Source organism: Streptomyces sp. NPDC031497, assembly GCF_055580905.1.
Genome location: NZ_JBVIKO010000015.1, coordinates 23,213 through 38,807 on the forward strand (window position 1 = coordinate 23,213; position 15,595 = coordinate 38,807).

12 protein-coding genes are annotated in these 15,595 nt (G+C 70.7%); 9 read left to right on the forward strand and 3 right to left on the reverse strand.

The window, feature by feature from the left end:
• The first annotated feature begins 4 nt into the window (after positions 1-4).
• The 7 genes from kdpA (at position 5) to ACZ5K7_RS28030 (ending at position 9,529) form a co-directional block, all read left to right on the forward strand.
• Entirely contained in the window at positions 5-1,654 is a 1,650-nt protein-coding gene (gene kdpA, locus ACZ5K7_RS28000; protein WP_468917401.1) for a potassium-transporting ATPase subunit KdpA, read from the forward strand.
• A gap of 126 nt (positions 1,655-1,780) precedes the next feature.
• The gene (locus ACZ5K7_RS28005) at positions 1,781-3,598 is read left to right on the forward strand and encodes an APC family permease (RefSeq protein ID WP_468917403.1); all 1,818 of its coding nucleotides are present in this window, start codon (positions 1,781-1,783) and stop codon (positions 3,596-3,598) included.
• 102 nt (positions 3,599-3,700) lie between these two features.
• Positions 3,701-5,167 (forward strand): glycoside hydrolase family 43 protein, encoded by a 1,467-nt coding sequence (locus ACZ5K7_RS28010; RefSeq protein WP_468917406.1) that lies wholly within the window; start codon positions 3,701-3,703, stop codon positions 5,165-5,167.
• A 148-nt stretch (positions 5,168-5,315) separates the two neighbouring features.
• Positions 5,316-6,611, forward strand: coding sequence for an extracellular solute-binding protein (locus tag ACZ5K7_RS28015; RefSeq protein WP_468917409.1), 1,296 nt, complete (start codon positions 5,316-5,318; stop codon positions 6,609-6,611).
• An 8-nt stretch (positions 6,612-6,619) separates the two neighbouring features.
• Positions 6,620-7,615: a carbohydrate ABC transporter permease gene (locus tag ACZ5K7_RS28020; protein ID WP_450972785.1), complete on the forward strand. Its 996-nt coding sequence runs from the start codon at positions 6,620-6,622 to the stop codon at positions 7,613-7,615.
• Positions 7,612-8,445, forward strand: coding sequence for a carbohydrate ABC transporter permease (locus ACZ5K7_RS28025; RefSeq protein ID WP_351712368.1), 834 nt, complete (start codon positions 7,612-7,614; stop codon positions 8,443-8,445). Before ACZ5K7_RS28020 ends, ACZ5K7_RS28025 begins: the two co-directional genes overlap by 4 nt.
• 31 nt (positions 8,446-8,476) lie before the next feature.
• Positions 8,477-9,529, forward strand: coding sequence for an endo-1,4-beta-xylanase (locus tag ACZ5K7_RS28030; RefSeq protein WP_468917414.1), 1,053 nt, complete (start codon positions 8,477-8,479; stop codon positions 9,527-9,529).
• Between the two features lie 109 nt (positions 9,530-9,638).
• Here the strand turns inward: ACZ5K7_RS28030 and ACZ5K7_RS28035 are convergent, their stop codons facing one another.
• Complete coding sequence (locus ACZ5K7_RS28035) at positions 9,639-9,845, reverse strand: DUF5999 family protein (RefSeq protein ID WP_351712459.1); 207 nt, start codon at positions 9,843-9,845, stop codon at positions 9,639-9,641.
• Between the two features lie 349 nt (positions 9,846-10,194).
• On the reverse strand, positions 10,195-10,779 hold the full coding sequence (locus tag ACZ5K7_RS28040; RefSeq protein WP_351712364.1) for a hypothetical protein: 585 nt from the start codon (positions 10,777-10,779) through the stop codon (positions 10,195-10,197).
• 557 nt (positions 10,780-11,336) lie between these two features.
• Here ACZ5K7_RS28040 and ACZ5K7_RS28045 point away from each other — a divergent pair.
• Both ACZ5K7_RS28045 and ACZ5K7_RS28050 read left to right on the forward strand, forming a co-directional pair.
• The gene (locus ACZ5K7_RS28045; protein ID WP_468917417.1) at positions 11,337-12,857 is read left to right on the forward strand and encodes a glutamate-cysteine ligase family protein; all 1,521 of its coding nucleotides are present in this window, start codon (positions 11,337-11,339) and stop codon (positions 12,855-12,857) included.
• Positions 12,858-13,420: 563 nt separating this feature from the next.
• Positions 13,421-14,161: a CPBP family intramembrane glutamic endopeptidase gene (locus ACZ5K7_RS28050; RefSeq protein WP_351712457.1), complete on the forward strand. Its 741-nt coding sequence runs from the start codon at positions 13,421-13,423 to the stop codon at positions 14,159-14,161.
• On the opposite strand, the gene ACZ5K7_RS28055 is transcribed toward ACZ5K7_RS28050, so the two are convergent.
• On the reverse strand, positions 14,151-14,963 hold the full coding sequence (locus ACZ5K7_RS28055) for a PhzF family phenazine biosynthesis protein (protein WP_468917420.1): 813 nt from the start codon (positions 14,961-14,963) through the stop codon (positions 14,151-14,153). The two genes, ACZ5K7_RS28050 and ACZ5K7_RS28055, sit on opposite strands and share 11 nt — an antisense overlap.
• Positions 14,964-15,595 lie beyond the last annotated feature (632 nt).

Consider the following 15,595-nt stretch of genomic DNA (forward strand, 5'->3'; position numbering starts at 1 on the left):
TCCCGTGTACGGCTGGCTTCAGGCCACCCTCGTCCTCGCCGTGGTCGTGGGCCTGCACGTCCCGCTCGGCGACTACCTGGCCCGCGCCCTCGACGGCGGCCGGCACCACCGCGCCGAACGGGCCCTCTACAAGGTCTGCGGCGTCGACCCGGACCGTGAACAGGACTGGCGGCACTACCTGTTCGCCCTCCTCGCCTTCAGCCTGGTCAGCATCGCCGCGCTGTTCGTGCTGTTCACCCTCCAGGGCGGGCTGCCCTGGTCCACCGGGCACCCGGGCATGCCCTGGCGGCTCGCCCTGCACACCGCGGTCAGCTTCACCACCAACACCAGCTGGCAGAACTACGCGGGCGAGTCCACCACCGGCCACCTCGCGGTCATGGCGGGCCTGGGCGTGCAGGCGTTCGCCTCGGCGGCCGTCGGCATCTGCGCCGCGCTGGCCCTGATCCGCGGACTGGTCCGCCGCGACACCGACCGGCTGGGCAACTTCTGGGTGGACCTGATCCGTACGATCTTCCGGGTCGTGCTGCCCCTGTCGATCGTCTCCGGGATCATCCTGATCGCCCTCGGCGTTCCGCAGAACCTCGCGAGCCCGCACACCGTCACCACCGTGGCGGGCGGTCAGGGGACCCTGCTCGGCGGTCCGGTCGGCTCCTGGGAGCCGCTCAAGCTGATGTCGGGCGACGGCGGCGGCATCTTCAACGCCAACAGCGCGCACCCCTTCGAGAACCCGTCCGCGCTCACCAACGCGATCGAGATCGTGCTCATGCTGCTGATCCCGACCGCCTTCATCCGCGCCTACGGCCGCATGATCGGCTCCCTGCGGCAGAGCTGGACGCTGCTCACGGTCGTCGGCATCCTCTTCGGCCTGCTGCTGGCGGCCGGCAGCCTGGCCCAGAACGCCCACACCGGCACGGTGACCGAGGCCGTCGGCGGACCGTACGAGGGCACCGAGACCCGCTTCGGCGTCCCCGGCTCGACCCTCTTCGGCATCGCCGCGACCGGTTCCGCCGACGGCGCGGCGAACGCGTCGTACGACAGCTTCTCCAGCCTCGGCGGCGGGGTGCTCCTGTCGGCCATGATGCTCGGCGAGATCGCGCCCGGCGGCACCGGCAGCGGACTGTACGGCCTGATCATGGCGGTGCTGATCGCCGTCTTCGTCGGCGGCCTGATGGTCGGCCGGACCCCCGAGTACCTGCGCAAGCGGATCGGGTTCCCGGAGATGCGGTACGTCGTGCTGTACGCGCTGGTCGCCCCGACCGCCGTCCTCGGCTGCGCCGCCCTCGCGGTCGCGCTCGGCGACGGGCAGTCGTCCATGGGCAACCCGGGGCCGCACGGCCTGACGGAGCTGGTGTACGCCTACACCTCCAACGTCAACAGCAACGGCAGCGCGATGGCCGGCTTCAACGGCGCCACCGACTTCCACAACCTGCTGATGACGGCGGCCATGCTCGTCGGCCGCTATGTGCCCATGGTGTTCCTGCTGGCCCTGGCCGGCCGGCTGGCCCGCCAGCAGCCCGGCGTGGTCACCGTCGGCACCCTCCAGGCCCGTGGCGTCAACTTCGTCGCCCTGGCCACCGGGGCCGCGCTCATCCTGGCGCTGCTCAACTTCCTGCCCGCGCTGTCCCTCGGCCCGCTGGCGGAGGGGCTCCTGTAGAGGCTCCCGGGCGGGCCGGCCATCCTCACTCACGCCGGCCGGCCCGTCCGGGCCTGTCACGGGGCGGTCCCGGCGACCACGGAGGACACTGTTGCCGACCGTCCCACCGGCCGTGATGGGGTCCCGATGGCGTATGGCCTGGCACGTCGTGAACTGAGACCAAGGGTTCCGCTGCGCCCGGGCGAGGGCGGCAAACACGGTCTGACCAGTCTGCAGGGGCTGGCCGCCCTCTCCCTGGACGCGCTCAGCTCGGTGGCCTACGGCCCCGAGGCGATCGTGCTGGCCCTGGTGGTCGCCGGCACCGGGGCGCTCACCGCCACCCTGCCCATCACCCTGGCGATCACCTTTCTGCTCGCCGCCCTCGTCGTCTCCTACGGCCAGGTCATCGCCGTTCACCCGGACGGCGGTGGCGCCTACGCCGTGGCCAAGGCCGATCTCGGCGGCACCGCGAGCCTGCTCGCCGCCGCCAGCCTGGTCGTCGACTACGTCCTCACCGTCGCCGTCAGCCTCGCGGCCGGCGCCGACGCGCTCGCCTCGGCCTTCCCGTCCCTGGGCCACGACAAGCTGCTCGTCTGCCTGATCGGCTTGGCCCTGCTGACGGCCGTGAACCTGCGGGGCATCGCCGAGAGTGCCCGGGTGCTGATGCTGCCGACCCTGCTGTTCATCGTGGCGATCCTCGGCGTGATCCTGCTCGGACTGCTGCGCTCGCACCCGGTCGCCGTCGTCGGCACCGACCAGCCTGTGCACGCCACCGAGGCGCTGGGCGCGCTGGTGATCCTCAAGGCGTTCTCGTCCGGCTGCTCGGCCCTGACCGGCGTGGAGGCCATCGCCAACGCCGTACCGACCTTCCGGCCCCCCAGCGTCAAGCGCGCCCAGCGCACCGAGCTGATGCTCGGCGGGCTGCTCGGGATCATGCTGATCGGCCTGGCGATCCTCATCCACCGCGACCATGTCGCCCCGCGCGGCGGGGTGACCGTCCTCGCCCAGCTCACTGCGGGCGCCTACGGCACCGGCTGGCCCTACTACGCCACCAACCTCGTCGTCACCCTCGTCCTGGGCCTGGCCGCCAACACCAGCTTCGGCGGGCTGCCGGTGCTGATGAGCCTGCTCGCCCGTGACCACCGGCTGCCCCACCTCTTCGGCCTGCGCGCCGAACGCCCGGTCTACCGCTACGGGGTGGTGGCCCTCGCCCTGCTCGCCGCGGTGCTGCTGATCGCCACCGACGCCGACACCCACCGGCTGCTGCCGCTCTTCGCCATCGGCGTCTTCATCGGCTTCACCCTCAGCCAGACCGGCCTGGTCCGGCACTGGGCGACCCAGCGCCCGCACGGCTGGAAACGCCGGGCGCTGATCAACGGCACCGGCGCCCTGCTCACCACCCTCGCCGGGGTCATCCTGCTGTTCACCAAGTTCCTCGGCGGTGCCTGGGTGGTCGTGCTCGCCGTACCGCTGCTGATGCTGCTGTTCGCCCGTATCGAGCGCTACTACACCGCCGTGGGCCAGGAACTGGGTCTCGGGCGCACCCCGCAGCCCCCGCTCCGGCACACCGGCAGCCTGGTGATCGTGCCGATCGGCGAGGTCAGCAAGCTCGCCCGGCACGCCCTCGGGGCCGCCCTCGCCCTCGGCGACGAGGTGGTCGCCGTCGCCGTGCACGCCGACCCGGTCAGGTCCCGTGCGCTGGAGGAGGCCTGGGAGCGGTGGAACCCCGGAGTGCGCCTCGACATCGTCAACAGCCCGCACCGCTCGCTGGTGCAGCCGATCGTCGACTACGTGCAGCGGGCGGCCGAGGGCGGTCGTCAGGTCGCCGTCCTCATCCCCGAGGTGGAGCCGATCCACCGCCGCTACGAGATCCTCCAGAACCAGCGCGGCCTGCTCCTCGCCACCGTTCTGCGGGCCCGCACCGACGTCGTGGTCTGCCTGCTCCCGTACCGCCTGAAGCTGTAGCCCACCCGCCTTGTCGGGCCCCGGACAGCCCCTTACAGTGCGCCTCGTAATGTTCGCCCACCTCGCCGAAACTTTCGGCGACGGCTGCGGAGGGGCACGCACATGCGGACGTACGACAACCCGGTCATCCCCGGCTTCCACCCCGACCCGAGCGTGTGCCGGGTGGGGGAGGACTACTACCTGGTGTGTTCCAGCTTCGAGTACTTCCCCGGCGTCCCGCTCTTCCACAGCCGGGACCTGGTGCACTGGCGGCAGCTCGGCAACGTGCTGGACCGGCCTGGCCAGTTGGCGCTGCCGGACGGGACGCCGGCCTCGGGGGGTGTGTACGCCCCGACGATCCGGCACCACGACGGCCTCTTCCACGTCGTCACCACCAATGTCGGTGCGGGCGGCAACTTCCTGGTCACCGCCGAGCGCCCCGAGGGGCCCTGGTCCGACCCGGTGTGGATCGACGTCCCCGGCATCGACCCCGACCTCGCCTGGGACGAGAACGGCGACTGCTGGTGCGCGGTGGCCGGGGTGGCGGTGGCCCGGATCGACACCCGGACCGGGAAGGTGCTGGAGGGGCCGCTGCCGATGTGGTCCGGGACCGGGCTGCGCGACCCCGAGGCGCCGCACCTGTACCGGGTCGGGGAGTGGTGGTACCTGCTGGTCGCCGAGGGCGGCACCGCGCTCGGGCACGGAGTGTCCGTGGCCCGCGCCCGCTCACCGCGCGGGCCCTGGGAACCCGCGCCGGACAACCCGCTGGTCTCCCACCGGGGCACCTGGGAGCCGGTCCAGTGCACCGGCCACGCCGACCTGGTCCAGGCCGCCGACGGCACTTGGTGGGCGGTGCTGCTCGGCACCCGCCCGCGCGGCTGGTTCCCGGAGTTCCACGTCCTCGGCCGGGAGACCTTCCTGGCTCCGGTGGAGTGGGCGGACGGCTGGCCGCGCATGGGACGGGTGCGGGAGCGGGAGCAGGCCCCGACCGCCTGGCACCCGGTCGAACAGCCGCCCGTACGGGACGACTTCACGGCCGCCGTCCTCGCGCCGCACTGGATCTCCCCGCGCAGCCGGCCGGACGGCTGCTGGTCGCTGGCCGAACGGCCCGGGTGGCTGACGCTCACGGCCACCGGGGACAGCCTCGACCGGGCCGGGCACACCTTCGTCGGCCGCCGCCAGCAGCACCCGGACTGCCGTGCCGCCGCGCTGCTCGACCCGGGCACGGCACGCGCGGGTCTCTCGGTCCGTGTCGACGAGGCCCACCACTACGACCTGGAGGTGAGCGGGGAAACGGTGCGCGCGATCGCCCGGATCGGGCCGCTGCGGCAGACGATTTCCGAACACCCCGTACCGCCAGGCCCGTTGACCCTCGTCGTCACGACCGGCCCGACCGGGGTCAGCCGCGGAGGGCCCGACGCCGTGACCCTTTCGATCGAAACGCCCGACGGTGTCGTTCGGCTGGCCGAACTCGACGGGCGGTATCTCTCCACGCAGGTGGCGGGCGGATTCACCGGCCGGGTCATCGGCATGTACGTGACCGAGGGCCGGGCCGCCTTCGACTGGTTCGCATACGCGCCCATGAGCTGATGCGCGACACCTTGACGCTCCTGATGCGCCTTTCTAGAGTCGCCGTTCGGAACGTTCGGTGAAAATACCGAATGTTTCGAAAACGGCGACCCGAGAGCACCACCGAACCAGGACGGCGTCGGTCGTCCCGTACCCCAAGGAGCGCATCATGGGCGACCCGGCACTGTCCCGTCGCGGTTTCCTGGCGGCCACCGCGGCCGCCGGACTGGGCATGACCGCCCTCAGCGGCTGCGGCGGCGACTCGGACGGAGGCTCGTCGGGGGGAAACACCACCATCGAGTGGTGGAACATCTCCACGACCAACCCGACCAAGGGCGTGTGGGCCGCCCTCGCCAAGAAGTTCGAGGCGCAGAACCCCAAGGTCAAGGTAAAGATCGTGCAGTTGGAGAACGACGCCTACAAGTCGAAGATGACCGCGCTGACCGCCTCCGGGAAGCTGCCCGACATCTTCCACACCTGGGGCGGCGGAGTCCTCCAGCAGCAGGTCGACGCCGGCCTCGTCAAGGACCTCACCGACCCCACCAAGTCCTGGGCCGATGGGCTGCTCCCGGTCGCCAAGGAGCCGTACCTCCTCGACAACAAGACGTACGGCATCCCCTTCGACATCGGGATGGTCGGCTTCTGGTACAACAAGGCGCTCTTCAAGCAGGCCGGCGTCAGCACACCCCCCACCACCTGGAGCGCCTTCCTCGACGCCGTCAAGAAACTGAAGGCCGCCGGGGTCACCCCGCTCGCGCTGGCCGGCAAGGAGAGCTGGACCGGCATGTACTACTGGGCGTATCTGGCGATGCGCACCGCCGGGATCGACGCCCTCAAGAAGGCCGACGACGACAAGGACTTCACCGGCGCCGGGTTCGTCCAGGCCGGACAGCACCTCAAGGACCTGGTCGCCCTCCAGCCGTTCCAGAAGGGCTTCCTGGGCGCCGCCTACTCCAGCCCGACCGGGCAGGCCGCCACCGTCGGCAACGGCAAGGCCGCCATGGAGCTGATGGGCCAGTGGGCCCCGGTCGTCGAGGCCGACGCAGGCAAGGGCGTCGGGGCGAACCTCGGCTTCTTCCCGTTCCCGGCCGTGGAGGGCGGCAAGGGCACCATCACCGAGGTGTTCGGAGGTGGCGGCGGACACGCGTTGCGCGCCGACGCCCCGCAGGCGGCCGTCGACTTCCTGAAGTTCTTCGCCTCCGAGACCACGGACGCCGAACTGGTGAAGAAGACCGGCGTACTGCCCGTCGTGCCCGCCGCCGAGAGCGCGCTGACCGACGCCAACCTGAAGCTCGTACAGGCCCAGTTGAAGGCCGCCACCGGCTTCCAGCTCTACCTCGACCAGGCGTACGCGCCCGCCGTCGGCCAGCAGGTCAACGACAGCGTCGCCGGTCTGATCGCCGGGTCCAAGTCCCCCGAGGACGTCACCCAGGCGATCACCAAGACCGCGAAGGAAGAGCAGTAGGCCGGCCGATGACCTCGACCTACCTGTCCGGCACGCGCTCCGGACCGGACGCCCCGCCCCAGCCGCCCCCGTCCTCGGGCCGGACCCGCTCCCGGCGCCGGCTGCTGCACTGGCTCACCGCGATGGGCTTCCAGCTGCCCGCCCTGGTGCTGTTCGGCGTGCTCGTCCTGCTGCCGATCCTGTTCGCTCTCTACGCCTCGTTCTTCCGCTGGGGCGGCTTCGGCATGCCGTCCGACTACACCGGCACCGACAACTTCACCCGGCTCTTCCAGGACGACGTCTTCCTCGGCGACCTGTGGCGCTGTCTGCTCCTGGTGCTGCTCTCGCTGGCGCTGCAACTGCCGTTCGCGCTCGCCATGGCGGTCCTGCTCAACCAGCGGATCCGCGGCCGAGCCGTCTACCGGATGCTGTTCTTCGCGCCCTACGTGCTGTCCGAGGCGATCACCGGCGTGCTGTTCGGCATGATCTTCGCGCCCGGCCAGGGGCTCGCCGACCATGTGCTGGGCGCCGTCGGGCTCGACGGCCTCGGCGGGGAGTGGTTCTCCGACCCCTCCACCGTGATGGCCACCCTCTTCCTGGTCATGACCTGGAAGTACTTCGGCTTCCACATGATGCTCTACCTGGCCGGACTCCAGTCCATCCCGGCCGAGTTGACCGAGGCGGCGACCGTCGACGGCGCGAACCCCTGGCAGCGCTTCCGCCATGTCACCCTGCCGCTGCTCGCCCCGACCCTGCGGATCAGCGCCTTCCTGTCGGTCATCGGGTCCATCCAGCTCTTCGACCTGGTCTGGGTGATCACCGCGGGCGGCCCCGACCACCACTCCGAGACCATGGCCGTGACCATGTTCCAGTACGGCTTCAAGCGCTACCAGGTCGGCTACGCCAGCGCGATCAGCGTGGTCATGTTCGCCATCAGCCTCGTCTTCGGCCTCGCCTACCAGCGGTTCGTACTCCGCCGGGACCTGGCGGGCGCCACCACGAACATGAGGGGAGACGCCGCATGAGCGGCCGTAGGACGACCGTCCGGAACCTGCCCCTGCACCTGGTCCTCGTCGTGGTCGGCGCGGTCATGGTCGTACCCCTGCTGTACGCGGTGCTGTCCGGGTTCAAGTCCACCGACGAGCTGTCCCGCAACCCGGTCGGGCTGCCCGACTCCTGGATCGTGTCCAACTACACCGACATCCTCGGATCCGGCGCGTTCTGGCGGCTGGTCGGCAACAGCACGCTGATCGCGGTGGGTACGACCGTGCTGGTGGTCGCGGTGTCGGCGCTCGCGGCCTTCTCCTTCGCGCGGTTCGCGTTCCGGGGCCGTGAGGTGCTGTTCACGGTGTTCACGATGGGGCTGATGTTCCCGTTCGCGGTGGCGGCGCTGCCGCTGTTCCTGCTGCTGCGCTCGATGCACCTGCTGGACAACCCGCTGGGCGTGATCCTCCCGCAGGCCGCGTTCGGACTGCCGATGACCATCATCATCCTGCGCGGCTTCTTCCGGGAGATCCCCGGCGAGCTGGAGGAGGCGGCCACCCTGGACGGCTGCGGTCCTTTCGCCTTCTTCTGGCGGATCCTGCTGCCCATGGCCCGGCCCGCCCTCGGCACGGTCTCCGTGCTCGCGGTGGTCACCAGCTGGAACAACTTCTTCCTGCCGCTGCTGGTCTTCACCGACTCCACCTGGTGGACCATCCCCATCGGTGTCCAGCAGTTCCAGGGCCAGTACTCCGCCGAGTACGCCCGCGTCTTCGCCTATCTGGTCCTCGCCATGGTCCCGGCCCTGGCCTTCTACTCGGTTGCCGAGCGCCAGCTCGTCGGCGGCCTCACCGCCGGCGCCACCAAGGGCTGAATCCGCACTCCCCACTGATCGGAGTCGCACGATGTCCCGCACACGTCTCGGACTCGCCGGTGCCCTCGCGGCCGTGCTGGTGGCGGCGGGGGTGGCCACCGGCCCCGCCGCCCAGGCCCACGGCCGGCCGGCCACCCTCGCCGAACTGGCCCAACGCCACGGCCGTTACTTCGGCAGCGCCACCGACAACCCCGAACTCACCGACACCGCCTACACGAAGATCCTCGGCACCGAGTTCGACATGATCACGCCCGGCAACGGCATGAAGTGGTATGCCACCGAGCCCCAGCAGGGCGTCTTCGACTGGACCAACGGCGACCAGATCGTCAATCTGGCCCGCGAGAACCACCAGCGGGTCCGCGCCCACACCCTGGTCTGGCACAGCCAGCTGCCCGACTGGCTCACCTCCCGCGCGTGGACGGCCGGCGAACTGCGGGCGGTGCTGAAGAAGCACATCCAGACCGAGGTACGGCACTACCGGGGCAAGGTCTACTCCTGGGACGTCGTCAACGAGGCCTTCAACGAGGACGGCAGCTACCGCGAGACCCTCTGGTACAAGACGCTCGGCCCCGGCTACATCGCCGACGCGCTGCGCTGGGCCCACCAGGCCGACCCGCACGCCAGGCTCTACCTCAACGACTACAACATCGAGGCCGCCGGCCCGAAGAGCGACGCCTACTACGCGCTCGCCCAGGAGCTGAAGGCGGCGCACGTGCCGCTGGACGGCATCGGCTTCCAGGCCCATCTCGCCCTCCAGTACGGCTATCCGTCCACCCTGGAGGAGAACTTGCGCCGTTTCTCCCGGCTGGGCCTGGACACCGCTCTCACCGAGGTGGACGTCCGGATGCAACTGCCTGCCACCGAGGCGAAACTGGCCGAGCAGGCGACCTGGTACGCGGATCTGACCAAGGCGTGCCTCGCGGTACGGCGGTGCGTGGGCGTGACGATCTGGGACTACACGGACAAGTACTCGTGGATCCCGGCGTTCTTCCCGGGCGAGGGCGCGGCCCTGCCCTGGGACGAGCGACTCGCTCCGAAGCCTGCCTACTTCGCACTGCGCCAAGCGCTCGGCTACAGCGGGTAGTCACCCCTGGACGCACGTCGGGGCCGGTGCGCACCATGTGTGTGCGTCCGGCCCCTGCTTGGTCACCGGGCGGAGCGGCGGGGCCGCCCGGGGGTGGTGCGGTGTGCTGTCAGGCGGCGGTCATCACGCTGCCGGCGCCGAGCGGGCGGTGCGGCGCGATGATCTGGCCGTCGGGCAGAAGCTCACCGGTGTCCTCGAAGAGCAGGACGCCGTTGCACAGCAGGCTCCACCCCTGCTCCGGGTGGTGCGCCGTCAGGCGGGCGGACTCCCGGTCGGCGGATTCTGCTGTCGGACACGGCGGCTGGTGCTTGCACATGAGTGGGGTCTCTCGCTCTGTGGTGGTCATCTCGGTCCCCCGTGGTGATGAGTCGGTCGGAAACCAGTGTTGCCCTCCGGGCGATGTTCCGCAGGGATTTAGCCGCACCGCTTCTCACAGGTTGGAGACGCGTCACTCGCGCGGACGGTTCATCTCGACCGGGCCGCCAATTCGGATGGTTTCGCATGGCCGGATGGAGCTAGTCAGGTCGGCTGACGGGGTTATCAGGCTCTTAGGAGCAGTCAATTGCTCGTACGAGCGGCATCCGGTGTCCCAGATATTGACTTGTGGAAATACGAACGTACCCCGTCACTCGTTCAAGGGCGACGGGGTACGGCGGGTGACGGTCTCAGGCGGGGGTGATGAGCAGGGGTGCCGGGGTGGCCCGGTGGGTCAGGACGGGGAGCAGCTCGGCCACCGGGTGCGGCCGGTGGGCCGCGATGCCGGGCGGGGCCGGGGCGAGCGGGACGAGCAGGTCATGGGCCGCCGGGTGGCCCTCGGCGCCGTCCGCGGTGCGGTCGCCGTGCAGCCAGAGGGTGAGCATGTAGAGGCCGGGCAGGGACAACAGGCGCGGCTGGTAGGTCTGTTGCAGGGCCTCGGCCTGGTGCAGGGCCCGCTCGGTGGAGGAGATGTAGGGCCCCTCGAAGAAGTGCGAGAAGGCCCAGCCGTCCGGGGTGAGCATCGTCTCGGCCGCGGCCACCGCGCGGTCGCCGCAGCGGATCAGGAAGCGCCAGCCGGCCAGCCGGGTGGCGGACATGCCCTCCGGGGCGATCCGGTCCAGGACGTGCACGGGCAGGGGGAGTTCGGGGGTCGCGGGTCCCTGGGCGGTGCGCAGGGAAGGGGTACGGGCCTCGCGGACCGCGGTGGGGGAACCGAGGGCGGTGAGGACGGAACGCAGTGCGGGCGCGGGAGCAGGAGGGAATTGCAGCGGCATGGTGGGTCGCCTCTCGTTCGACAGGCGCGGCGGCGCGAGGGCAGGGGCGGACGGCGCTGTCAGCTCACAGGGGGGTCAGAGAGGCGGGGGCCCGGCTCGGTGAAGAGAGGTGCGGGCGTGTCTGCCGCACGTCATTCAGAGGGCAGGAACCAGACCGTGGGCGCCAGCCTTCTGCCTTGTTCGCGGAGTTTATACGACGCCTGTTCAGACGGTGTTTCACCGGGTCGTTTCACAGAAGTGAACAAGGCGCAATTCGGCCGTTGATACGTACGGAATCCTCCCGATTTCCGGCCTGCCGCGACCGTGCTGACCTCGGAATACGGGGTTCTCGCGGTCGGCCGAATGTCGTCGGCGTTTTTCACGAGGACATCGGGGAACCCGAAGTTGCATGATGCCTCATGCCCCGTGAATGTGCCGCAGGACACATTCCAACAGACTAGCGGCTACCGGTGCCGCGCGCGACGTTATCGATCGCTTCCGGTGGGCATCATCCCACCTGGACCCGGGACCACCGGCGGCCGGAACCCCGGTCCGCCCATTCGAGGAGGGACGCTTCGATGGGGGAGAAGGTCGTGGCGGGCCGGTTCGACCTGTCCGATCGCCGGCGCTACCGTGAAAAGCTCCGCGACTGTCTGTCGGGGCTGGAGCGACTGCTGGTGGAGAAGCGGTTCGACCGCCCCAAGAACCTCATGGGCGTCGAGATCGAATTGAATCTCGCCGGTGCGGACGGCATGCCGAGAATGTTGAACGGACAGGTTCTCGAACGTATCGCGAGCCGAGATTTCCAAACAGAACTCGCCATGTTCAATCTGGAAGTGAACATAGCTCCACATCGGCTCGGCGGCCGGGTATTCGACCGGCTCGACGAAGAACTCCGGACGTCGCTGGCGTACGCCGACCGCAAGGCGGGCGAGGTGGACTCCAGGATCGTGATGATCGGCATCCTGCCCACGCTGGAGCGGGACGACCTGGTCTCCGCGAACCTCTCCGAGGTCGACCGGTACACCCTGCTCAACGACCAGATCGTGGCCGCCCGGGGTGAGGACTTCGTGCTCGACATCGACGGCGTCGAGCATCTCAGGTGCACGTCGAAGTCGATCGTCCCGGAGGCCGCCTGCACCTCCGTGCAACTGCACCTCCAGGTCACCCCGGCCCGCTTCGCCGACGTGTGGAACGCGGCGCAGGCGGCGTGCGCCGCGCAGATCGCCGTGGGCGCGAACTCCCCCTTCCTCTTCGGCCGTGAACTGTGGCGGGAGTCCCGGCCCCCGCTGTTCCTCCAGGCCACGGACACCCGGCCCCCCGAGCTCCAGGCGCAGGGCGTACGGCCGCGCACCTGGTTCGGCGAGCGCTGGATCAGCTCCGCGTACGAACTCTTCGAGGAGAACCTGCGCTTCTTCCCGGCGCTGCTGCCGATCTGCGACGACGAGGACCCGCTGGCCGTGCTGGACGCGGGCGGGGTGCCGAAGCTCGCGGAACTCGTCCTGCACAACGGGACGGTGTACCGCTGGAACCGGCCGGTGTACGGCATCGCCGACGGTGTCCCGCACCTGCGCGTGGAGAACCGTGTCCTGCCGGCCGGGCCGACCATCACCGACGTCATCGCCAACGCGGCGTTCTACTACGGCCTCGTGCGTGCCCTCGCGGAGGAGTCGCGACCGGTGTGGACCCGGCTGCCGTTCGCCGCGGCCGAGGCGAACTTCGACGCGGCGTGCCGTCATGGCATCGACGCGCGGCTGGTGTGGCCCAGGAGGGCCCGGTACGGCGGCGGTACGACCGAGGTGGACGCGGTCACCCTGGTCCGCGACGAGCTGCTGCCGCTGGCGGCGGCGGGACTGGACGCGTGGGGGGTGGAGGCCGCCGACCGGGACTTCTACCTGGGCGTGATCGAGGAGCGGTGCCGGCGACGGGTGAACGGGGCGTCCTGGCAGGCGGCGACGTTCCACCGGGCGGTGGAGCGGGGGTTGCCGAGGGACGAGGCGCTGGCCGCGATGACGCGGCGCTATGCGCAGCTGATGAATGAGGGGGAGCCGGTGCATACGTGGCCGGTGGGCTTATTGGAGCCGGTGCTGATGGGGTGAGGGGCGAGGGGGAGCACCGTGGGGTGTCGCGGTGTGTGGTGCCGTGTGTGTCGCGGTGTGTGGTGCCGTGTGTGGTGCGGTGGGGGTGTCGGGCGCGGCGCCGTCGGGGCTGGTCGCGCAGTTCCCCGCGCCCCTGACCTCGTTGCCGCGAACTTTCCTGCGCCGCGATGGTGGTGCAGTCCGCCGTACGCCGGTCCGCGACCGCGTACGCGCTTCGCCACCCCGCCGAGCAGGGCGTGGTGACCGGCCGAGTCAGTCCGTGCGTCGCTCGCATACCGCCACGATCGCCTGCAGGATGGTGGCCCGAGCCGTCCGTTGCCCCGGCTGTCCGTGAGGATCGGCGCGCCGCCCGTCGGAGGTGACGCTCTGCTCTCGGGCCCGGGGCGGGGGTCGGCCGCGCCCGCGCGGGGTTGATCGGGCAAGCTGTGACGTCCCATGACGGTGGTGCCCTCCCTGTCCCCCGACAGTCCGGCACGCACGGTCTTGCTCGACCGTAGGCAGGAGTGCAGGTGGAGGCGGAGCAGGTGGCCGGTACTTACCCACTGGAGCGGCCCTCGCAGCGCATGTTCAGGGACGAGACGCTGCTCGTCCTGGGACTTTCGCTCGGTGCGAGCGGAGTGTCCGCCCTGATCAGCTTTGTCGGATCGGTCACCAAGCCGGGCGGGCTCAAGGACCAGGCGGCGACCCTCAACGCGTCCGCCGCCCCGGGCCGCCCCTGGCTGGATCTCGCCTGGCAGTTGTTCGGCATCGCGAGCGCGCTGGTCCCCGTCCTCCTGGTCGCCCATTTCCTCTTGCGCGAGGGCGCCAGCCTGCGCACGCTCGGCTTCGACCGCACCCGCCCCTGGCCCGACCTCGGGCGCGGGGCGGGGATCGCGGCAGTGATCGGCAGCACCGGAATCGCCTTCTACCTGGCCGCGCGCGGCCTCGGCTTCAACCTCACGGTGGTGCCTGAGGCGCTGCCGGACGTGTGGTGGAAGTACCCCGTGCTGATCCTCTCCGCGATGCAGAACGCGATCCTCGAAGAGGTCATCGTCGTCGGCTATCTGCTGCGTCGGCTGGACCGGTTGGGGTGGAGCGCGGGCACCGCCCTGGTGGCCAGTTCCGTACTGCGCGGGTCGTACCACCTCTACCAGGGGATCGGCGGCTTCATCGGCAACATGGTGATGGGCGTGGTCTTCGTCTACCTGTACCGGCGGTGGGGCCGGGTCGGTCCCCTGGTGGTGGCGCATTCCCTGCTCGACATCGGTGCCTTCGTCGGCTACGCGCTGCTGGCGGGCAAGGTGGGCTGGCTGCCTACGGCGTGAGCAGTTCCCCGTCGATCACGGTGACGGCTCGTCCGGTGAGCAGGGTGCGCTCGCCGCGCAGCGAGGTGTGGACGAAGCCGGTACGGCGGGAGGCCTGGAGCCCGGTCAGGTCGGGCCTGCCGAGCCGGGCGGACCAGTGCGGCGCGAGGGCGGTGTGCGCACTGCCGGTCACCGGGTCCTCGTCGATGCCGACGTTCGGGAAGAAACACCGGGAGACGTAGTCGTAGCCCTTCGCCGGGTCCTCGGCGCGGGCGGTGGCGATGATCCCGCGCGCGGAGTGGGCGCCGAGGGCCTTGAGGTCGGGGGAGAGGCCGAGCACGGTCTTCTCGTCGGCGAGTTCGAGCAGCAGGTCGCCGATGTCCGGTCCGGTGTCGAAGGCGGCGACGGGTTCGGCGCCGAGCGCGTCGGGGACGCCGGCGGGGGTGTCGACGCGGGTGAGCGGGGCGGTGGGGAAGTCGAGGGTGATCGCCCCGTCCGCGCCGGGCGTCGCGATCAGCACGCCGCTCCGGGTGGCGAACCGCACGGGCCCCGCCTGCGCCCCCGTCGTACCGATCACATGGGCGGTGGCGAGCGTGGCGTGTCCGCACATCGCGACCTCGGTGACCGGGGTGAACCACCGCAACGCCCAGTCGGCGTCCGCGCCCTCGGGCAGGGGGTGCGCGAACGCGGTCTCGGCGTGGTTCACCTCCATGGCGATGTTCTGCATCCACCCGTCATCGGGAAAGGCGTCCAGCAACACGACCCCGGCCGGGTTCCCGGCGAAGGCCCGCTCGGCAAAGGCGTCGACGATTCGAATCCGCATGGACCAGACGCTAGGGCCTGCAGACCGCACCCGCCCAAGGCCAATCCCGGAACCCTGGCCCGATTTCCACCAGGTGGACCCGGCACCGCCGACCACCACCGCCGTGGCCGGGCGCCGTTGCGGCGGCCACACGGGGCGCTGTGAAACCGGGAACGCCGGGGCGGGGCGGGGGGGCCTCGCGAAGGGGCTGAGGCAAGGCGCCCCACCAGGCGCGCGGCGCTGCATCGATGTGCGGCTCAACCGCGTGGGCACGAGCAACCACGATGGCGCCGCACCGGTACGCCGACGACGATCCAGGACGGCGTGCTCTTCAGGGGCGCGGGGAACTGCGCGAGCTACCACGATGGCGCCGCACCGGTACGCCGACGGCGTGTTCGTCAGGGGCGCGGGGAACTGCGCGAGCTACCACGATGGCGCCGCACCGGTACGCCGACGGCGTGCTCGTCAGGGGCGCGGGGAACTGCGCGAGCAACCGCGATGGCGCCGCACCGGTACGCCGACGGCGGTGCAGGACGGCGTGCTCTTCAGGGGCGCGGGGAACTGCGCGAAGAGGCGCGACGGGGCCGCATCGGCCGGCGGGCCGTCAGTTTTCACGGCGTGATGCCCGACCGCACTCCCGGCGACGAGAAGGG